Genomic DNA, 18,354 nt, shown 5'->3' with positions numbered 1-18,354 from the left:
CGGGTTTGGGTCACCGTCTTGCCTGCAACGCCCACGACCCTAATTCCTGACACACAACAATATCGTAGAAAAAAACAAACGCTTATGGATATCAGGCAAGCAGACCGAATTGCGGATTCATTGGAAGAGATGGTTTTCACGGGCCACTTCGAGCAGGGGCAGCGCCTAGATGAAACCAGCTTGGCGCAGTTGTTCGGAGTATCCCGCACCCCGGTGCGAGAGGCGTTGCAGCGGCTTGTTGGTGTCGACCTGGCAGAGCAGCGACCACGGCGCGGCGTCTTTGTAAAGCAACCCTTGTCGAGGCGCATTGAGGAAATGTTCGAAGCAATGGCAGAAATCGAAGCCGTGTGCGGCAGGCTTGCCGCCGAGCGCATGACCAAATCCGATCTGCGCGTGCTTTCCGACATTAACGAGGAGTGCAAAGCTGCCATCGATTCCGACGACCCTGATGCCTACTCACGCCACAACGAAGCATTTCACCTCGCCATTTATGCCATGGCGGGCAACGCTTTTCTGGCCGAAGAGGCAGGACGGCTCTACCGGAGGCTAAAACCGTTCCGGCGTGTTAAGTTCAGACTGACCGAGCGTATGCGCCAATCCGTGCGCGAACATGATGCCTTTCTAAACGCCATATCCAGCCGTGACCCAGAGACAGCCGCTTACGAATTGCGGCGCCATATCAGCACACAAGGGCCGCGATTTCCGCAGCAGATGGAGAAGCTGCGCGAAACAGCCGCAAAACCAAACGTCGAAAACAACGGCTTTTAGTCGCCCAGACGCACTGCGTCTCCTGCCGTGCGATCCGCGGCGGAAAAGCCAGCTTCGTTCAGCGCGAAATAAGATCCGACCGCAATAACAGCGATGGCGGCGAAGGCGAGCATCATGGCTTTCATGTCGCACCCCCTTTGGCTTGCGCCTCTTTGGCTTTGACCTCTTCAACCCAAAGGCTGTGGTGTTCGCGCGCCCACTGCTCTTCGACTTCGCCGTCGCCCATGGCAGCATAGGCGCCTTCCATACCAACCGATCCGATGTAGATGTGCGCGATGATAATCGCCATCAACACAAAGCTTACAATCGCGTGCCAAAGCTGTGCGTATTGCATTTCCTCGTGCGGAGCGAGATCGGTCGGCAGCGTACCGAGCCCGAACAATTCAGAGATACCAAAGGCATTCAGCTTTTCGAAGGTCGCGGCAAACATTGGCAGTTCAAACGGAAAGAGCAGCGACAGGCCAGAGGCAGAGATCGAACCGCCAAGGATTATCACCGACCAAAAGATCAGTTTCTGGCCTGCGTTAAACTTGCGCGCCGGCGGGTGACCACCGCCAAAGATGCCACCACCCTTCAGAATCCAGTTAATGTCCGTCCTGTGTGGCAGGTTGTGGACGACCCACAATACAAAGACAAAGACGAGCGCCAGCATAAACGCCCAAGAGACGTTGTTGTGTATCCACTTTGACCCAATCGCAATCGTCGAGAAAGCGTCGTGGCCAAATGCCGGGATCAGGTATTTGCGGCCGATCAGCGTGATGATTCCGGTAAGCCCCAGCAAGATGAAAGACCCCGCGAGAAGCCAATGGGAAAACCGTTCGAATGCTTTGAAACGCGTAATCGTGCGGCCGGTTTTTTCCCCGTCGATGCGAATGCGGCCACGGACCACATAAAACAGCACGAGCAATCCGATTGTGACGAGCAACAAGCCGGGCCCATAGGTCAACAACGGACCTTCGCGGAATTGCAGCCACCACATACCACGATCCTGTATCAGCACATTTGAAGCCGGACCGCGGGCCTGCGTGGTAATGTCCGCGCTGTCAAAGCGCAGCCCGCGCCACAGATCAGGGTCCGACGCGCCACCACGGGTGCCAAGCTGATCGCTGATCGCGGGAGCTCCCTCGGGGTTCCCGGTTACCGAACTGCGGAAGGAGTTATCAACATCGAGCCCTTCCTGCCGGCGCATGATGTCTTCCAGTGTTTGCGCACCACCCGTTGCCGAGCGGTCCGTTTGCGGAGCATCGGCCTCCTGCGCGGAGACAGGCAATGCACAACAGAAAACGAGCAGAAGTGTGTGTAGCAGACGCAGCATGAATTTGGCCTCAGTCTTGTAAATAAGGGGCGGCTCTTTGTCAGAGCCGCCCCGAAGTGCTTTTTAGTTCACCTTGGGGCGTTAGCCGCCCTTTTGGTCGTAGGCTGTGCCCCATCCCCATGCACCGGAACCGAAGCCACGTGCAACCACGCGTTCGCGGTAGATGCCCGAGACGACGTCCCCGTCACCAGCCAGCAGCGCCTTGGTTGCGCACATCTCGGCGCAGATTGGCAGCTTGCCTTCGGCGATACGGTTCCTGCCGTATTTGGCGAACTCGGCTGTGGAGTTGTTCTCTTCAGGACCACCGGCACAGAAGGTACATTTGTCCATCTTGCCGCGGCTGCCAAAGTTGCCGGCTTGCGGGAACTGTGGCGCACCGAACGGACACGCGTAGAAGCAGTATCCGCAACCGATGCACAAGTCCTTGGAGTGCAGGACCACGCCTTCTTCGTTCTGGTAGAAACAATCCACCGGACAGACGGCCATGCAGGGCGCGTCTGAACAGTGCATGCATGCCACCGAAATGGACCGTTCGCCGGGTTGGCCGTCATTCAGCGTGACGACCTTGCGGCGGTTGATGCCCCACGGCACTTCGTGCTCGTTCTTACAGGCTGTGACACAGGCGTTGCATTCAATGCAGCGTTCAGCGTCGACGAGAAATTTTGCTCTTGCGGCCATTGTTATAACCTCCCTTACGCTGACCAGATTTTGCAAAGAGTCGCTTTGGTCTCTTGCATCTGGGTTACGCTGTCATAGCCATATGTCTGAGCGGTGTTTGTGGATTCGCCAAGCACGTAAGGGTCAGCGCCCTCAGGATACTTGTGGCGCAAATCCTCGCCCTCGAGGTGCCCGCCAAAGTGGAAGGGCATAAAGGCAACGCCGCTGGCGACCCGTTCGGTGACCATGGCCATCACTTTGACCTTGCCGCCTTCTGGGCCTTCGACCCACACCTGCGCGCCATCCCGGATACCGAGGTTGTTGGCGTCGCGTGTGTTGATCTCGACGAACATGTCCTGCTGAAGTTCAGCCAGCCATGGGTTCGACCGTGTCTCGTCCCCACCGCCTTCATATTCGACCAAGCGACCAGAGGTCAGGATGATCGGATAATCGGCTGAGAAGTCGTTTTCCTGAATCGACTTGTACATTGTCGGCAGGCGCCAGAACTTCTTGTCCTCGTAAGTCGGATAGTCGGCCACGAGGTCGCGACGGTTGGTGTAGAGAGGCTCGCGGTGCAGCGGTACCGGATCCGGGAAGGTCCAGACGACTGCGCGTGCCTTGGCGTTGCCGAACGGTGCGCAGCCATGCTTGATCGCGACGCGTTGGATGCCGCCGGAAAGGTCGGTTTTCCAATTCGTCTTTGGACCCGCCACTGCATCGATTGCAGCGCGTTCTTCGCCGGTCAGGTCACCGTCCCAGCCAAGGTCCATGAGCATCTGCATGGTAAATTCAGGATATCCGTCCTGAATTTCCGCACCCGGGTTTGACACGCCTTCAGCGAGCAGGTTGTCGCCATCCCGCTCGACGCCAAAGCGCGCACGGAATGCCAATCCACCTTCTGCCACCGGCAGCGACATATCATAAAGATTTGCCGTACCCGGGTGGTTCATGTCGGCAGTACCCCAGCATGGCCACGGCATACCGTAGTAGTCGCCATCCGCCGGGCCACCAACCGCACGCAAGGTTGTCTTGTCGAACGTGTGCTGGTTGGCCATGTGCGTCTTGATGCGTTCAGGGCTTTGACCGGTGTAGCCGACCGTCCACATACCGCGGTTGAACTCGCGGGTGATGTCTTCGATCACCGGTGTCACGCCGTCCTCTTCCATCGCGATATTGCGGAAGATTTGTTCGTGGAAACCGAACTTCTGCGCCAGCAGGCCGATGATCGCATGATCCGGCTTGCTCTCGAACAGTGGATCGACCACCTGATCACGCCATTGCAGAGAGCGGTTCGATGCCGTGACCGACCCGCGTGTTTCGAACTGTGTCGAACACGGCAGCAGGTACACGCCGTCGGTGCGGTCATGCAGCACGGCAGAGACGGTTGGGAACGGATCGACAACGACGAGCATGTCGAGCTTTTCCATTGCCGTTTTCATCTCTTTCTGACGGGTTTGCGAGTTTGGCGCATGCCCCCACAGAACCATGGCGCGGGTGTTATCCGGCTGGTCCATGTTGGCGGGGTCTTCGAGAACCCCGTCGATCCAGCGGCTGACCGGAATACCGGTCTGGTTCATCATCTTCTTGCCGTCGAATTCGGCGTCAGAGAACCGTCCCTTGAGCCAGTCGAGGTCTTCTTCCCAGACCCGCGCCCAGTGTGCCCACGACCCGTCGGACAAGCCGTAGTATCCGGGCAATGTATTGGCCAGAACACCAAGGTCGGTCGCGCCTTGTACGTTGTCGTGACCGCGGAAGATGTTCGTACCGCCGCCGGCTGTACCCATGTTGCCCAAGGCCAACTGCAAAATGCAGTAAGCGCGGGTATTGTTGTTACCGTTGGTGTGCTGCGTTCCGCCCATGCACCAGATCACAGTGCCCGGACGGTTGTTCGCCAGTGTACGCGCTACACGCTTGAGCTGACTGCCGGGTGTGCCGGTGACACGCTCGACTTCTTCGGGGTTCCACTTTTTCACTTCTTCTTTGATCTGATCCATGCCCCAGACACGGGTGCGGATGAACTCTTTGTCCTCCCAACCGTTTTCGAAGATGTGATAGAGAATGCCCCAGACCAGCGCCACGTCCGTACCCGGACGGAAGCGCACGTACTCGTCGGCATGCGCGGCCGTGCGCGTGAAACGCGGGTCGCAGACGATGAAAGGCGCGTTGTTCTGTTCCTTGGCTCTCAGCATATGCAGCAGCGACACAGGGTGCGCTTCGGCAGGGTTGCCGCCGATGAGGAACATGGCTTTGGAGTTGTGGATGTCGTTGTAGCTGTTGGTCATGGCGCCGTAGCCCCATGTGTTGGCCACACCCGCAACCGTTGTTGAGTGACAAATCCGCGCCTGGTGGTCGACGTTGTTCGTACCCCAGTAGGCCGCAAACTTGCGGTAGAGATAGGCCTGTTCGTTGTTGGACTTGGCCGATCCCAGCCAATACACCGAATCCGGGCCGCTCTCTTCGCGGATTTTCATCATGCCGTCGCCGATCTCGTTGATCGCCTGCTCCCAGCTGATGCGCTTCCACTCGCCGCCTTCCTTTTTCATCGGATACTTCAGGCGGCGCTCGCCGTGGGCGTGCTCGCGTACGGCTGCCCCTTTTGCGCAATGAGCACCAAGGTTGAACGGGCTGTCCCAGCCGGGCTCTTGCCCCGTCCAGACACCGTTGGAGACTTCGGCAATCACCGTGCACCCGACCGAGCAGTGTGTGCAAACGGTTTTAACCGTGTCGACAGCGCCGCTGACCGCTGCTGCTGCAGAGGCTTTGGTGACCGTACCCCCGGTGGCAGCAATCGCCGTCAGCCCACCAATGGCAAGACCCGAACCGCGCAAGAATGCGCGCCGGTCTACGGATTTGTTCGCAACGTCCGCCAGGATGCCGGAGCGTCCTGCGCGTTGTGCGACCCTGTTGGTCTTTTTCCTTAACATGTGTTCCTCCTTTTGTGCGGTCGAGGGTCCCCTCCCGGACCTGCCGCAGGATTGTTTTGCCCGCGCGGGGCGGGTTCAGATCAGAAGCGAGTGCTATCCAGATACGCGCGTGTGTGCGCGGTATCCTGCATCTTATCGGACGAAAGGTCTGGCTCTGCAGCCTCGGCGACCCCGCCCGTCGCCGCAACAGCGGCCACCGCAGCGGGCGCGGCTGTCCCGGCCAATTTCAGAAAATTCCGGCGACTGGTGTCGCTTTCGGTTTTCTTTGTCATGTTTCTCTCCCTTTCGACTGTCAGAGGCGGCGTCCCGCCCGATTTTGCAGGCTACCCTGCGGTCATGCGAAATGCTTCGCGTTCTATATTCATGAATTCGCGCCCTACAGTGCCAACTGACGCGTAGAGGACAGATGACTTCGCCGCTTCGAGGTCACTGAAAAAATGCGACGCCCAAGGTGCTATGTGGTTGTTGAAAAACGTGCGCTGCTTTTCGAGACCGACCGGCTCTCCAAAGCGTCCGACGATCAGCGCCCCCATGGTTTCCATCAATGACGCGATGCTGTCCTCCGGCTCGAACACGTCGTCCGCACGTGCGACTTGCAGCGCAGACATATCCTGACGCAAGCGCGCAAGCGGCTTTTCATTTAGAAAGCCAGTCAGATAATAGCTGGCATATGGCAACAATTCGCCGCGCCCAAGGCCAATGAAAAGTGCGTTAAACTCGCGCTCTACTGCTTTGACTTTGCTCGCCTTTGCCACGCGAGCCAGCCCTGAGATGGCCTGCCCGATGTCACTGTCGTCGCCGCTCAGGCCCGCTGTCTGGTCAAGCAGCATTTGATCAGCAGGTCGTGCAAGGATCAGGCCTAGGAAATTGTACAAATCCGCGCGCAAGCGGTCTTCTGGAGAAATATCGGTCATCAGGTCCGTCTGCGCGCTCATGCTGTTGTTTCCTCAAATCGAAATCGCATCCGGCGGGGCATGACATCGTCGGGTTGCGCCCCCTCCACTTCTGTTTCGCTGTCCGGCGTGATCGAAGCGACCTCTTGGGGCTCGAAGGCCTGAGAAGGTGCCTCAACCTCAGCGGTTTGCATATCCTCCGCTTCGGCCTCGGGCGCCGTGTCTTCTTGTCGTTCGCGCGCCTCGGCTTGCCGCGCCATTTCGTCAATATGGGCCTTCATGCCCTTGCCAACCTGATATGCGGTTTTGATTGGCTTCTGCAGCAACATGGCAGCGCGGTAGTCATCGTCGTATTCGTTCAGCCCATCAACATTCGCCAGCACCGGATTGCTGCGCCACAAGCTGCGCAAAGCACGTTTGCGCAAATGCTCTGGCACGTCGCGGGACATGAACGCAGCAAAATCGTCGCCCTGCTGCATCTCATCCGGATCCTTCAACCCCATCTCCGCAAGCACTTCATGATCTTCTTTGCCTGCAATCTCTTCTGTGCGCTTTTCGGTGTCGACCGCGCATTTCTCGGCTTCGGCCTCAGCAGCCACGGCAGCCTTGCGGCGCTCCCAGAATGAGCCAGCTTGCCTCACTCTGCGGCCTCCTGACTACGTTTGCGCGGCGCACGATAAACGTCAGTTGCCTGCGCGATGCGCGCATCGCCCACACCGTCCTCGCGCCGATCCGTACGCGCCTTGTCGCGGCGGCGCTTAACGAACGGCTCCTCCACATGAAACTGCGCGACAAAATCTTCGACCCAAGCCAGAACAGCTGGCGGCATGGCCACCTTCTCAACGATTTCCTCGCCACTGTCGGCATAGTCCTGCGCCTCGTAGGGCGACGCGGTGACATGCACCACTTCAAGCGGATGCTCGGAAGCCTCAGGGCTTTCCCGTAAAACAACATAGACTGAAGGCTGCTGCGTACCCAACTCGTGGACGTACGCTTCGGTATCCGAGACGTAGAGCGTCACATCGCGCGTTGCCGCGTGAAATTCGGCTGCGCCGTCTTCTTCACGCATCAGTTTCCAGTCCGCATCGGAAGCGCCGGGCAATACGGCGACCGCATGCCACGTCCACGCTGCCCACCGGGTACTACCAGGAGAGCGGCGCATGACGACGCCTACGCGAAGCGTCTGCGAATTCCGATACAATACAGTCAATGAAAGTCCTCGCACTGAACCTTTCGACACCAGACTATCAAATAGCGACCGATATCCTAGGAAAAATTGCATATCTCCGTATACAAACTGCGAGGTCACCCGGCGCCGCATCGCATTGTTTTGAGCAAATATCTGAAATCGCTTAATATTTCAGCTATTGCACTATTAAATTCTTGTTATGAAAGGCAAAAGAAGCGCGTTGCGATATCGTGCATCCTCTAAAAACTCGTACGAATCCGGTTTACCTGCCGCCAAAATACTGAATAGCTATGCATCCGCGCGCAGCAGGAATTGCGCCCAAGGGGGATGACATGACCAAAAAGCTTTTGCTTTGCGACTGCCTTGGCTCTCAAACGATTGAGCCCGGGGCCCTGACCGAAGCGACTGGCACCACGAGTGGCCGCGTTCTGACAGAAGCCTGCGGCGCCCAAGTTGAACAGGCAGCGCAAGCCATACGCGAAGGTGATGTACTTATCGCATGCCAGCAACAAGCAAATTTTTTCAGAGAGTTGTCTGAAGAGCTTGATGTCAGCGTTGCAGGGTTTGTCGATATTCGCGACCGTGCAGGGTGGAGTGATGACACACACTCGAAGACACCCAAACAAGCAGCGCTGATCGCCGAGGCACTGCTGCCTGAACCGACTGAAAAATCCGTGGATATCGTGTCGCACGGAAGCTGCCTCATCCTTGGCGATACCCCTGCGGCAGAAGAGGCCGCCAGCGCACTGAGTGGCGCATTGGCTGTCACGCGTTTGATCAGCGCGCCTGCGCCGGTTGACCATCCCGCCAAGCATGAGGTCATCGCGGGCGTCCTGAACAGAGCCAAAGGTACCTTGGGCCAGTTCGAAATACGCGTTGATAATTTTCAGCAGGTGATCGCAGGCGGGCGTGGCGACGCGACCTGGACCCCACCCCGGGACGGCGCGCTTAGCGAATGCGATATCATCCTCGATCTGACCGGCGCACAAAGCCTGTTTCCAGCGCCAGAGAAAAGAGACGGGTATCTGCGCGCCGATCCCGGTAGCCAGCCGGCAGTTGCACAGGCTGTGCTGGAAGCGTCGCAACTGGTAGGGACGTTTGAAAAACCGCTGTATGTCCGACTGGAAGAGCCACTTTGCGCGCATTCGCGTGCCGAAAAGCCTGCATGTTCAAAATGTCTCGATATTTGCCCAACGGGCGCGATTACTTCTGCCGGAGAGCATGTCGCCATCGACCCCATGATCTGCGCCGGATGCGGTGCTTGCTCGGCTTTGTGCCCGTCGGGTGCTATCAGTTACGACGCGCCGCCGGTCGCAACGGTTTTTTCCCGTCTCCATACGCTGGCGTCAACTTTCCGAAAAACAGGTGGCAGCGCGCCGCGCCTCTTGGTGCATGACGACAGCTTTGGCGCGGAAATGATCTCGCTAGCCGCGCGTCACGGCCGCGGCCTCCCTGCCGATGTGATCCCCTTGAGCGTCGCCGCGCTGGCCGGATTTGGTCATGCGGAGATGCTGGCCGCGCTGGCGGCAGGCTTCGCGTCTGTCGACATTCTTTTGTCGCCCAAAACCGAACGTGCGGTTCTGGAAAACGAATGTGCGCTCGTCTCAGCGCTTTCCGGCCAGAAGCCGTTGCGTCTGTTGGATGTGCAGGATCCCGACGCGCTTTCGGACAGCTTTGGCACTTCTGGCAACCACGCAGCACTTGCCGACCCGATACTGCCAATTGGCACCCGCCGTCAGGTCACCCGAGTGGCAGCCAAGGCCCTGATGCCTGAAGCTGAAGTCATTTCCCTGCCGCAAGGCGCTCCTTACGGCGCTGTCTTGGTCGATCAGGATGCGTGCACGCTGTGCCTGTCTTGTGTGTCGCTCTGCCCGTCCGGTGCGCTGGTCGATAATCCGGACAATCCACAGCTCAGGTTTCAGGAAGATGCCTGCCTCCAGTGTGGTCTGTGCGCGAATATCTGTCCGGAGAAGGCAATCACTCTGGAACCACAACTCAACCTGACGGATGCAGCCCTGAGCCAAAAGGTGCTGCATGAGGAAGAGCCGTTTGCCTGCATTGAATGCGGCGTGCTGTTTGGCGTGAAGTCGACGGTGGAACGGATAACCGAAAAGCTGGCAAACAACCACGCCATGTTCTCAAAGCCTGAGACCATACGTATGATTCAGATGTGTGATAACTGCCGTATTCAGGCCCAGTACCACTCGGCTGACAACCCGTTTGCAGCGGGGGAACGCCCACGTGTACGCACCACTGACGACTATCTCAGCAAACGCCGGGATCACTGAAATTGGATTGGTGCGCCCAAATCAGCTGCCTCGATTTTCGAGACGAAGGCCAGTATCGCCTCAAGGTCATCCAGCGTCATTTCCAACGGCACGATGGGTGGAGGCAGCGTCGGGTCAAACGGCTCTGTGACGTCCGCAATCTGGGTAAAGCTGGGATGTGGATTCAGCAGGTGGAATGTGGCAAAGCGTGTGTCCCAGTTGGGCAATCCGCGCAGCACGGCAAAAGACGGCGTCGAGCCAACGCCGTTCATTCGATTTTTCTTGTTGATCACATGGCATCGGCCACACATCGAAAGCGAGACCTCCTCGCCTCTTGCGGCATCACCTTCATAAACCGGTGTATCGCTTTGTTTTACAAACGCAAATTCCGAACTGAAAGTGTCTCCGTCCGCGCTGGAAAAGCTTTCGATGGTACGTTTGCCAACATCGGACCGCAACCAGTCAAGAAATCGGACAGCACGGGGATCCCCGTTGTGGTCAAAGCCCCATTGGGTATCCAGCCCAACGAATACAACGTCACCGCCGCCGGGGACAAATTGCATTTGGGCTTCGGCATCGGGACCAACACGTTCAATGCGAACGGACGTCTTAAGCGAGAAGCGCGGCACCAGAAATTGCGCAAAGCCAGAGGTTTCCAGCACTTCGGGCACGGCCAGTTTCAGAGGGTCGTCCTGAGCGTGCGCGGCCTCTGCAAACAACATGCCAATCACGATAAACCGCCAAAGCTTCTTCATATCGCCTCGCCTTTCGTGCTGCTGTTTCAGCAGCCTAGGAGCGGGAGCAAGCAACCGTCAAGACCGAGCCAGATTAAGGGAGATACCGGATGAGCGATGATTTCAACATGTCGATGCGCAAATTCCTCAAGCAAGTAGGCGTCACTTCACAGCAGGCCATAGAAGAGGCCATGCGCAACGCGCCCGAGGCCGCGGGCAAATCCTTTGAAGCACGCGTCGTGCTAACAGTCGACGGGTTGGACCTGATACATGAGGTCACCGGCACCATTACAGGTGCATCTGACGAATGAGCATGACGCGCGATGCGGCCCTTGCCGCGCTTAAGAGTATATCTGACCCGGTGAGCGGCAGTGATCTGGTGTCTGCCGGACTGGTCAAGGCTTTGACCGTTGCCGAAGACGGTGCCGTACGGTTTGTGATGGAGATCGCTCCTGCACAGGCCGAGCTTTATGCGCCGGTCAAAGAGGCGGCAGAAGCGGCGATTTCCGGCGCTGGGGCGCCGAGTGTTCTGGTGGTCATGACCGCGCACAGCACGCCAGCGCCGCCACCTGACCTCAAACCACAACGCGCCTCGACGCCCAGCGGCCCGCAAAAGGTACCCGGCGTCGATCGTATTCTTGCCATTGCATCGGGCAAGGGCGGCGTGGGCAAGTCGACGATCTCGTCCAACATAGCCTGTGCGCTTGCCGCAGAGGGCCGACGTGTCGGCCTGTTGGATGCGGATGTTTACGGCCCGTCACAACCGCGCATGCTTGGCGTGTCAGGGCGGCCTGCGTCCCCTGATGGCAAGACAATTCTACCCATGCGCAATTTTGGTGTCACGATGATGTCGATCGGTCTGATGACCAACGATGATCAGGCCACGGTGTGGCGTGGCCCGATGCTGATGGGGGCGTTGCAACAAATGATGACGCAGGTTCAGTGGGGCGCGTTGGACGTGCTGATTGTGGATCTGCCGCCCGGCACCGGCGACGTGCAGATGACACTGACCCAGAAGTTTCATGTTGATGGGGCTGTGGTGGTCTCAACCCCGCAGGACGTGGCCCTTCTTGATGCGCGCAAGGGCATCGATATGTTCAATCAACTGGGCACGCCCATTCTAGGAATGATCGAAAACATGTCGACGCATATCTGCTCCAACTGCGGGCACGAAGAACATGTCTTTGGTCATGGCGGCGTTGCAGCCGAAGCGGAAAAGCTTGGCGTGCCGCTTTTGGCGGAAATTCCACTGCATCTGGATATCCGGATGGCTGCCGATGGCGGTGCGCCCATCGTGGTGTCCAAGCCCGACAGTCCGCAAGCTGATGCGTTCCGGGCCGTGGCGCGGCGTCTGATTTCAGACGGAAAAGCATGAGCGCGCTGCAGTTTCCACCGCTTTTCAGCGCCATGGCGACTGCGGGCGTGGATCCTTTTATTGCGGCATGTGAACAGGCGAAAACCGGTTGCGATGCTGGTCTTGTCACATATGACATACAGCCAGATACATTGCGGGCAGCGATCGTTTTTGCCCCAGAAGTCGCACTGAGCGAAGCTGTGATCATGCTGCCGCTCTGCGGGGTGGGATTTCAAAATGCTTTTGGTGCCATAGCCCCACCAGAGGTGAGCGTGCATCTCGACTGGAATGGCGCGATCCGCGTCAATGGCGCCGTGTGCGGCACCCTGACCATGGCTGCGGCGCCGCACGACCCGGAAGAAATACCTGACTGGTTGGTCGTCGGCCTGAACCTGTCGCTATGGACAGATGCTGAAGACACCGGCCTGACGCCTGATGTCACCTCGCTGTTTGCGGAAGGGTGTTCAGAAATCGACCCCGCGCATTTGCTGGAAGCCTGGGTGCGTCATACGCTCGTCTGGATAAATCGCTGGAATGACGACGGGGTGCGCCCCTTGCACAACGAGTGGACCCCTTTGGCACACGGTTTGAAAGACACTTGCACCGCAGGCAGTACCCAAGGCCTCTTTTTGGGTGTCGATGAAAACTTCGGAATGATCTTGAAGTCCGGCGACGAGACAAGGATCATCCCGCTTACACAGACCTTGTTGGAAACACCATGAAACTAGCACGTGCCATTCATTTCGACGAAAGCGACATGCGCGTCTTTCACAGCCCTGCGCGCACTGGAGAGTGGTGTATCTCTGGCGGATTTGAGTTTTCGAACTGGACCGAAGGCGATCTGGTGGGAAAGGCAAAGCAGGCTTTTTCCACGGGCTGGCTGGGCCTTGAAACCTTTGGCCGTTCCAGCCTTGTGGCGGTCGCACAAATTGAACCGTTTGAACGCGAGGCCCTGGCGCGGTCTCTCGCCCAGCATTTCGTCGACATTTATGGTGCGCCGTCTGTCGAGGCCGCCATGGGTACGGCGCTGCAGGAAATCGACAGCATGATTGATCTGTGCGAGGAACAGCCACCTAACACGCTGCTTACCGTTGCCAGAGAACTGACCGACGCTGGCGTCAAGGAAAGCTACGGCATGATCGAGCCTCAGGATGCCGGCCTTGACCAGTTCGCGATTCACGGCTCACTCGACGACGAACCGCATCAGCACTGAGCACTATTTTTCTGTGGCGTTGAAGGTGAACAGGGTTTCACCGTCAATGGTGTAGCCGTTGATCAATTCACCAGCGCGTGCGCTGGTCAGCCATGTTTCCAATGCCAGTGCGCTTTCGTATTTGACGTGGTCGTGCCTGTCTGGGTTTACCGGCAAGTAGGCGTATTGGTTAAACAGGGCGGGATCACCGGCGTACAATAGCGCAAGCGCTGATTTGTTACCGAAATTCAGCCAGCTTGCCCGGTCTGCAAGGATGTACGCATTCAGACCAGCGGCTGTGTTGAGGCTGGCCCCCATTCCTGCTCCGACTGCGCGGTACCATGGACCAAAGTCGCTTGGGGACAACCCCGCCGATTGCCAGAGGGAAAACTCTTTCTTGTGTGTCCCGCTGTCGTCCCCTCTGCTGACGAAAGCAGGTTCGGCGCTGGCGATGCGGGCCAACGCATCTGCAGCGCTGTCTGAAGGTGCAATAGCAGCCGGATCTTCAACTGGCCCGATCAGCACAAAATCGTTGTACATGATCTCGCGTCGGTGGGTGCCATATCCACCCGCAACAAATTCTTCTTCTGCTGCTTTGGAATGGACGAGGATCGCGTCCACATCACCCGCCTGCCCAAGCCTCAGCGCCTGACCGGTGCCAACGACCAAAAGCTGTACGTCCAGACCAATATCCTTCTTGATTGCGGGCAAGAGAACCGCGCTCAACCCTGAATTCTCGAACGATGTAGTGACAGCCAGCCGCAAGGTTTCCGCCGTCACCGATGTCGCCAGAAACAATGCCGTTACGGCTGTCAGAACGCCTCGCATCATGTGATGATGTCTCCTCGGTAAAATGCTTGTAATTCGGTCGTTTGCGGTGCGTCGAAAACTGTCGTTGCGAGCCCGCTTTCGTGTATTTTGCCATGCAGCATGAAAATGACATCGGTGGCAAGTCGCCGCGCCTGCCCGATATCGTGCGTTGTCATAATCAGGCGTGTGCCTTCGGCGCGCGCATCGGCCAGCAAGGTTTCGATATCGCGCGTCGATGCACCGTCCAGATTGGCGCAGGGCTCATCAAGGAACAGCACCTGTGGCTTGCGGATGAGCGCCCGTGCCAGCGCAAGCTTTTGCTTCTCTCCCCCGGACAGACGTGTTGCCGAAAGGCCGGCGGCATCTTGCAACCCGATCCGGGCACACCACTCTCTGACCCGCGCACTAGTTTCGCCACGCTCCAGCCCGATCAACTGCAACGGATAGGCAAGGTTCTCCGTCACTGTGCGCCGCAGCATGATCGGCGTCTGGAACACATAAGCCTGATGATGCTGCGCTTCGCTGTCTTCAACGGCCCAGCGCACGATGCCCTCGCTTATCCGCTCCACGCCGTGCATGACGCGCAACAGCGTGGTCTTGCCGCTCCCATTGGGCCCCAGAATGATGGTTGTCCCTTCTGAGCTCAGATCAAGGCTAACAGGCCCGATCAGACGTTTACCGCGCCGGTGGACGCTTACATTCTCCACGGTCAGGGGAAGGATTGTGCTCACCAACGACCCTCCCGCTCCGTGCGCGACAACGAGTGAATAGCAATGTTGATCCCGATTGCCATGGCGATCAACACGAACCCAAGCGCCAGTGCCAGCGCGAAATCGCCCTTGCCGGTTTCAAGCGCAATGGCAGTGGTCAGAACGCGGGTCGCGTTGTCGATGTTGCCGCCAACAATCATGATGGCGCCGACTTCTCCGATTCCGCGCCCGAACCCGGCCAGCGCTGCTGTCAGAAGGTTTCGCCGCCCGTCCCAGATAAGCGTTTTGATGCGCTGCCGCTGCGACGTGTTCAGCGAAATCAGAAGATCATGATACTCCGCCCAGAGTTCACGCATGGCCTGATGGGTGATGGATGCGATCAGCGGCGTGATGATTACGACCTGCGCGATGACCATGGCGGTCGGGGTAAACAACAGCCCAAGAACGCCAAAGGGGCCGGACCGCGACAGTAGAATGTAGACGATCAGCCCAACCACCACCGGCGGCAAGCCCATCAATGCATTCAAAATCGAAATCGTCAGACGCCGGTAGCGAAATCGCCGGATCGCGAGAAAAGTGCCCAATGGCAGGGCAATTGCACAGGCCACGAGCAAAGCGGTCAGGCTGACCTGCAGCGACCGCAGAGATATTTCAATAAGATCGGGATCGAGTGTGGCCACCAGCCAAAATGCTGCGATCAACCCGTCAACAATGTCATTCATGCCAGCTGGCTACCTGCTCCCCCACCTTGCGGAAAACACTAGATTAACGCCGCTACGGGCGCAATCAGATCGCCGCGCAAATTTGCCGCGCGGGCAAATCTCCGTTGCAAAGACACCGTGATTGACCACGCTATGGAATGGCCGGAGGCCTGTGTGCGCCAAAGAGCTTCTTGACCCCTAAAGCCAAATCAAACGCTGACTGCTTGCGCCCGGTTGGTCACTGCGCCCATAGTCCGTTCATGTTTCGTAACCCTCTCTTCTGTGCGGCCATCGTGGCCCAAATGACGGCTAACGTGGTTGTCGCGTCGCCGCAGACGATTGATGTCTTTGCGGCGGCAAGTCTGAAAGAGGCTCTAGATGATGCGGCAGCAGCCTTCTCAACCTCGACCGGGTCAGAGGTTGTGGTTTCCTATGCCGGGACGTCGGCGCTCTCCCGGCAGATCGCCGCAGGCGCACCGGTCGATGTTTTTATTTCGGCAAGCGTGGACTGGATGGACACCTTGGAAGGCAGTGGAAACATCAACCCAGCAACACGCGTCGATCTGATCGGAAACAGCCTCGTTATGATCGGGGGGCCGACAACACGAGGTGATTTTGATCTTACCGACCCTGTGCCCATTCTCAGGGAGTTGCAGCGCGGACCGCTGGCGATGGCCTTGGTCGATGCCGTGCCTGCCGGTATTTATGGCCGTCAGGCGTTGGAAACAGCCGGATTGTGGGAGGCGGTCGTGCCTCATGTGGCGCAAACTGATAACGTCAGGGCCGCACTGACGCTCGTGAGCATCGGCGCTGCACCATTGGGAATTGTCTATGCTTCAGATGCACAGGCCGATCCGCGCGTGTCAATCAAGGTTACTTTCCCTGCGGATAGCCATAGCGAGATCGTCTACCCCGGCGCCATCACACATCAGAGCGACACTCCGGACGCGAAGGCTTTTCTTGACTATCTGCAAAGTGACGCGGCACATAAGATATTCAGCAAGCATGGTTTTTCCATCCCGTAGGAAGCACGCAAGATGACTTGGCTCAGTCCAGAGGAATGGAGCGCGGTGGCGCTTTCTTTGCGTGTCGCGTTTTGGGCCACGCTGGTCAGCCTGCCATTTGCTCTCGCTACTGCGCATCTGCTGGCACGCAAAACCTTTTTCGGCAAACAACTTTTCAACGGATTGGTGCATCTGCCTCTGATCCTGCCACCGGTCGTTACCGGCTACCTATTGCTGCTCACCTTCGGCATTCAGGCTCCTTTGGGGCGTGCTTTGGCCGAGATTGGCATCATTTTCGCATTTCGATGGACAGGTGCGGCTCTGGCAGCGGGCATCATGGCCTTTCCTTTGATGGTACGGGCGATCCGTCTGTCCATCGAAGCGATTGATCCAAAGCTGGAGGAAGCAGCTTCCACGCTGGGTGCCCCGCGGTACTGGGTGTACCTGACCATCACCCTTCCTCTCGCGCTACCCGGAGTTTTGGCGGGCAGTATACTGGCTTTTGCAAAAGCGATGGGAGAGTTCGGCGCGACAATTACTTTTGTGTCGAACATCCCCGGCCAAACGCAGACCCTTCCTTCGGCGGTCTATGCCTTTTTGCAGGTGCCCGGTGCTGAAGGGTCCGCCATTCGGCTGGTCATCATATCTGTCGTGATCGCAATGGCGGCTCTGCTTGGATCAGAGGTCTTGTCGCGGCGTATGGCGCGCCGACTGGAGGCCGCATGAGCCTCAGCGTCGACATCGAATACACCCAAGGCAGCTTTGCGCTGAAAGCCGCCTTTGAGGCGCCGCACGGAATCACGGTGCTCTTTGGGCGATCAGGCTCTGGCAAGACCACCATCGTGAATGCTGTTGCGGGCCTGCTTCGCCCAAACCGCGGCCGGATCGCGTTGGATGGGCAAGTCGTTTTCGACAGCGCAAAAGGCATCAACGCGCCGCCGGCCACGCGGCGCATCGGGTATATTTTTCAGGATAGCCGCCTGTTCCCGCATATGTCGGTTCAGCAAAACCTGAAATACGGCAGCCGCTTTGCAAGACAAAAGCCGTCGGCACGGGAAACTGACAGAGTTGTAGAACTCTTGGGAATAAACCATCTGCTGGCACGCCGACCCGCTGGCCTGTCTGGCGGCGAACGACAGCGCGTAGCCATCGGGCGCGCCTTGCTGTCTGGGCCCCGGTTACTTTTGGCTGATGAGCCGCTCGCCAATCTGGACTCGCAGAGAAAACAAGAAATATTACCATATTTCGAACTCTTGCGCGACGAAGTTGATGTTCCAATCCTCTATGTCAGCCACGCACCAGAAGAGGTGGCGCGGCTGGCCAATACGGTGGTTAGTCTGCAAGACGGCGCTGTGCAAAAGATCGGCTCGGCCAGCGACATGCTGAGTGATCCCGCCGTCACTCCCTTGGGAGCGCAAGCGGCAGGCGCGCTACTGGAGGGTGTGGTTCGCGCGCATCATGATGATGGCATCAGCGCCGTGTCGGCAGGCGGCATCGAATTATTGCTGCCAAAGGTTCCCCATCCTGTCGGTACCGCATTACGCCTGCGGATCAATGCGCAGGATGTCATGCTTGCCACATCCCGCCCCGAAGGCATATCGGCCCTTAACGTCGTGCCCTCAACCATTACGGAAATTCGGCACGGCGACGGGCCTGGCGTACTTGTGCAGCTTCAAGCTGGAGACGCGTTGTTTCTGGCGCGGCTCACCCGCCGGTCAGCCCAGACTTTGTCACTGCAAAAAGGGCTCTCCGTCTATGCTGTTTTGAAGGCCGTCTCTTTTGCACGTGTTGGCCTTGCAGACGCAGGCCGATCGTGACGCCGGAGTAGCCTGCGCA

The 18,354-nt window shown here is 58.1% G+C and carries 21 protein-coding genes; 9 read left to right on the top strand and 12 right to left on the bottom strand.

What is annotated here, in order from left to right; translation table 11 throughout:
* Window positions 1-84: 84 nt before the first annotated feature.
* Window positions 85-768 carry a GntR family transcriptional regulator gene (locus tag AC2D8V_RS12890; RefSeq protein ID WP_484733981.1) on the top strand — a complete coding sequence of 228 codons (684 nt, stop codon included), beginning with the start codon at window positions 85-87 and terminating at the stop codon, window positions 766-768.
* Here the strand turns inward: AC2D8V_RS12890 and AC2D8V_RS12885 are convergent.
* The 8 genes from AC2D8V_RS12885 to AC2D8V_RS12850 form a co-directional block, all read right to left on the bottom strand.
* Complete coding sequence (locus AC2D8V_RS12885) at window positions 765-893, bottom strand: hypothetical protein (RefSeq protein WP_484733980.1); 129 nt, start codon at window positions 891-893, stop codon at window positions 765-767. The genes AC2D8V_RS12890 and AC2D8V_RS12885 overlap by 4 nt on opposite strands.
* Window positions 890-2,083, bottom strand: a complete 1,194-nt coding sequence (locus tag AC2D8V_RS12880; RefSeq protein ID WP_484733979.1) for a formate dehydrogenase subunit gamma — start codon at window positions 2,081-2,083, stop codon at window positions 890-892. The genes AC2D8V_RS12885 and AC2D8V_RS12880 overlap by 4 nt, the downstream gene beginning before the upstream one ends.
* A gap of 81 nt (window positions 2,084-2,164) precedes the next feature.
* The gene (gene fdh3B / locus AC2D8V_RS12875) at window positions 2,165-2,761 is read right to left on the bottom strand and encodes a formate dehydrogenase FDH3 subunit beta (RefSeq protein WP_484733978.1); all 597 of its coding nucleotides are present in this window, start codon (window positions 2,759-2,761) and stop codon (window positions 2,165-2,167) included.
* A gap of 14 nt (window positions 2,762-2,775) precedes the next feature.
* The gene (locus AC2D8V_RS12870) at window positions 2,776-5,664 is read right to left on the bottom strand and encodes a formate dehydrogenase subunit alpha (protein ID WP_484733977.1); all 2,889 of its coding nucleotides are present in this window, start codon (window positions 5,662-5,664) and stop codon (window positions 2,776-2,778) included.
* A gap of 80 nt (window positions 5,665-5,744) precedes the next feature.
* Window positions 5,745-5,936, bottom strand: a complete 192-nt coding sequence (locus tag AC2D8V_RS12865; RefSeq protein ID WP_484733976.1) for a twin-arginine translocation signal domain-containing protein — start codon at window positions 5,934-5,936, stop codon at window positions 5,745-5,747.
* A 51-nt stretch (window positions 5,937-5,987) separates the two neighbouring features.
* A complete protein-coding gene (locus AC2D8V_RS12860; protein ID WP_484733975.1) occupies window positions 5,988-6,599 on the bottom strand; it encodes a TorD/DmsD family molecular chaperone in 612 nt (203 codons plus the stop codon).
* Window positions 6,596-7,198 carry a DUF3306 domain-containing protein gene (locus AC2D8V_RS12855; RefSeq protein WP_484733974.1) on the bottom strand — a complete coding sequence of 201 codons (603 nt, stop codon included), beginning with the start codon at window positions 7,196-7,198 and terminating at the stop codon, window positions 6,596-6,598. The genes AC2D8V_RS12860 and AC2D8V_RS12855 overlap by 4 nt, the downstream gene beginning before the upstream one ends.
* Window positions 7,195-7,782 (bottom strand): DUF3305 domain-containing protein, encoded by a 588-nt coding sequence (locus AC2D8V_RS12850; protein ID WP_484733973.1) that lies wholly within the window; start codon window positions 7,780-7,782, stop codon window positions 7,195-7,197. The genes AC2D8V_RS12855 and AC2D8V_RS12850 overlap by 4 nt, the downstream gene beginning before the upstream one ends.
* Before the next feature lie 296 nt (window positions 7,783-8,078).
* Between AC2D8V_RS12850 and AC2D8V_RS12845 the strand changes: the two genes are divergently transcribed.
* Window positions 8,079-10,034, top strand: a complete 1,956-nt coding sequence (locus AC2D8V_RS12845) for a 4Fe-4S binding protein (RefSeq protein ID WP_484733972.1) — start codon at window positions 8,079-8,081, stop codon at window positions 10,032-10,034.
* On the opposite strand, the gene AC2D8V_RS12840 is transcribed toward AC2D8V_RS12845, so the two are convergent.
* The gene (locus tag AC2D8V_RS12840) at window positions 10,028-10,768 is read right to left on the bottom strand and encodes a hypothetical protein (protein WP_484733971.1); all 741 of its coding nucleotides are present in this window, start codon (window positions 10,766-10,768) and stop codon (window positions 10,028-10,030) included. The two genes, AC2D8V_RS12845 and AC2D8V_RS12840, sit on opposite strands and share 7 nt — an antisense overlap.
* Before the next feature lie 89 nt (window positions 10,769-10,857).
* Between AC2D8V_RS12840 and AC2D8V_RS12835 the strand changes: the two genes are divergently transcribed.
* Genes AC2D8V_RS12835 through AC2D8V_RS12820 form a run of 4 tightly spaced genes read left to right on the top strand, consistent with a single transcriptional unit; the run spans window position 10,858 to window position 13,314 of the window.
* Window positions 10,858-11,058 (top strand): DUF6494 family protein, encoded by a 201-nt coding sequence (locus AC2D8V_RS12835; protein WP_484733970.1) that lies wholly within the window; start codon window positions 10,858-10,860, stop codon window positions 11,056-11,058.
* The gene (locus AC2D8V_RS12830; RefSeq protein ID WP_484733969.1) at window positions 11,055-12,122 is read left to right on the top strand and encodes an Mrp/NBP35 family ATP-binding protein; all 1,068 of its coding nucleotides are present in this window, start codon (window positions 11,055-11,057) and stop codon (window positions 12,120-12,122) included. Before AC2D8V_RS12835 ends, AC2D8V_RS12830 begins: the two co-directional genes overlap by 4 nt.
* Window positions 12,119-12,823 (top strand): biotin/lipoate--protein ligase family protein, encoded by a 705-nt coding sequence (locus tag AC2D8V_RS12825; protein WP_484733968.1) that lies wholly within the window; start codon window positions 12,119-12,121, stop codon window positions 12,821-12,823. The genes AC2D8V_RS12830 and AC2D8V_RS12825 overlap by 4 nt, the downstream gene beginning before the upstream one ends.
* Window positions 12,820-13,314 (top strand): DUF6505 family protein, encoded by a 495-nt coding sequence (locus AC2D8V_RS12820; protein WP_484733967.1) that lies wholly within the window; start codon window positions 12,820-12,822, stop codon window positions 13,312-13,314. Before AC2D8V_RS12825 ends, AC2D8V_RS12820 begins: the two co-directional genes overlap by 4 nt.
* 3 nt (window positions 13,315-13,317) lie before the next feature.
* On the opposite strand, the gene AC2D8V_RS12815 is transcribed toward AC2D8V_RS12820, so the two are convergent.
* The 3 genes from AC2D8V_RS12815 to AC2D8V_RS12805 are packed head-to-tail and all read right to left on the bottom strand — an operon-like array spanning window position 13,318 to window position 15,535.
* On the bottom strand, window positions 13,318-14,124 hold the full coding sequence (locus tag AC2D8V_RS12815) for an ABC transporter substrate-binding protein (RefSeq protein ID WP_484733966.1): 807 nt from the start codon (window positions 14,122-14,124) through the stop codon (window positions 13,318-13,320).
* Window positions 14,121-14,837 (bottom strand): ATP-binding cassette domain-containing protein, encoded by a 717-nt coding sequence (locus AC2D8V_RS12810; RefSeq protein WP_484733965.1) that lies wholly within the window; start codon window positions 14,835-14,837, stop codon window positions 14,121-14,123. Before AC2D8V_RS12810 ends, AC2D8V_RS12815 begins: the two co-directional genes overlap by 4 nt.
* The gene (locus AC2D8V_RS12805; protein ID WP_484733964.1) at window positions 14,831-15,535 is read right to left on the bottom strand and encodes an ABC transporter permease; all 705 of its coding nucleotides are present in this window, start codon (window positions 15,533-15,535) and stop codon (window positions 14,831-14,833) included. Before AC2D8V_RS12805 ends, AC2D8V_RS12810 begins: the two co-directional genes overlap by 7 nt.
* 239 nt (window positions 15,536-15,774) lie before the next feature.
* On the opposite strand from AC2D8V_RS12805, the gene modA reads away from it, so the two are divergent.
* From modA to modC, 3 genes are read left to right on the top strand one after another with little or no spacing between them, the layout of a single operon-like run.
* Complete coding sequence (modA, locus tag AC2D8V_RS12800) at window positions 15,775-16,539, top strand: molybdate ABC transporter substrate-binding protein (protein WP_484733963.1); 765 nt, start codon at window positions 15,775-15,777, stop codon at window positions 16,537-16,539.
* A gap of 12 nt (window positions 16,540-16,551) precedes the next feature.
* Entirely contained in the window at window positions 16,552-17,244 is a 693-nt protein-coding gene (gene modB / locus AC2D8V_RS12795) for a molybdate ABC transporter permease subunit (RefSeq protein ID WP_484733962.1), read from the top strand.
* A complete protein-coding gene (gene modC, locus AC2D8V_RS12790) occupies window positions 17,241-18,335 on the top strand; it encodes a molybdenum ABC transporter ATP-binding protein (RefSeq protein WP_484733961.1) in 1,095 nt (364 codons plus the stop codon). The genes modB and modC overlap by 4 nt, the downstream gene beginning before the upstream one ends.
* The last annotated feature ends 19 nt before the right edge of the window (window positions 18,336-18,354 follow it).

The organism is Roseobacter sp. YIN89, assembly GCF_057219365.1.
This window is presented reverse-complemented; position numbering and strand designations above follow the sequence as displayed.

Coding starts and splice junctions, on each gene's coding strand:
- AC2D8V_RS12885 (WP_484733980.1), bottom strand. CDS start 893: ATGAAAGCCATGATGCTCGCCTTCGCCGCCATCGCTGTTATTGCGGTC.
- modC (WP_484733961.1), top strand. CDS start 17,241: ATGAGCCTCAGCGTCGACATCGAATACACCCAAGGCAGCTTTGCGCTG.
- AC2D8V_RS12870 (WP_484733977.1), bottom strand. CDS start 5,664: ATGTTAAGGAAAAAGACCAACAGGGTCGCACAACGCGCAGGACGCTCC.
- fdh3B (WP_484733978.1), bottom strand. CDS start 2,761: ATGGCCGCAAGAGCAAAATTTCTCGTCGACGCTGAACGCTGCATTGAA.
- AC2D8V_RS12830 (WP_484733969.1), top strand. CDS start 11,055: ATGAGCATGACGCGCGATGCGGCCCTTGCCGCGCTTAAGAGTATATCT.
- AC2D8V_RS12890 (WP_484733981.1), top strand. CDS start 85: ATGGATATCAGGCAAGCAGACCGAATTGCGGATTCATTGGAAGAGATG.
- modA (WP_484733963.1), top strand. CDS start 15,775: ATGTTTCGTAACCCTCTCTTCTGTGCGGCCATCGTGGCCCAAATGACG.
- AC2D8V_RS12865 (WP_484733976.1), bottom strand. CDS start 5,936: ATGACAAAGAAAACCGAAAGCGACACCAGTCGCCGGAATTTTCTGAAA.
- AC2D8V_RS12825 (WP_484733968.1), top strand. CDS start 12,119: ATGAGCGCGCTGCAGTTTCCACCGCTTTTCAGCGCCATGGCGACTGCG.
- AC2D8V_RS12815 (WP_484733966.1), bottom strand. CDS start 14,124: ATGATGCGAGGCGTTCTGACAGCCGTAACGGCATTGTTTCTGGCGACA.
- AC2D8V_RS12840 (WP_484733971.1), bottom strand. CDS start 10,768: ATGAAGAAGCTTTGGCGGTTTATCGTGATTGGCATGTTGTTTGCAGAG.
- AC2D8V_RS12880 (WP_484733979.1), bottom strand. CDS start 2,083: ATGCTGCGTCTGCTACACACACTTCTGCTCGTTTTCTGTTGTGCATTG.
- modB (WP_484733962.1), top strand. CDS start 16,552: ATGACTTGGCTCAGTCCAGAGGAATGGAGCGCGGTGGCGCTTTCTTTG.
- AC2D8V_RS12835 (WP_484733970.1), top strand. CDS start 10,858: ATGAGCGATGATTTCAACATGTCGATGCGCAAATTCCTCAAGCAAGTA.
- AC2D8V_RS12845 (WP_484733972.1), top strand. CDS start 8,079: ATGACCAAAAAGCTTTTGCTTTGCGACTGCCTTGGCTCTCAAACGATT.
- AC2D8V_RS12820 (WP_484733967.1), top strand. CDS start 12,820: ATGAAACTAGCACGTGCCATTCATTTCGACGAAAGCGACATGCGCGTC.
- AC2D8V_RS12805 (WP_484733964.1), bottom strand. CDS start 15,535: ATGAATGACATTGTTGACGGGTTGATCGCAGCATTTTGGCTGGTGGCC.
- AC2D8V_RS12860 (WP_484733975.1), bottom strand. CDS start 6,599: ATGAGCGCGCAGACGGACCTGATGACCGATATTTCTCCAGAAGACCGC.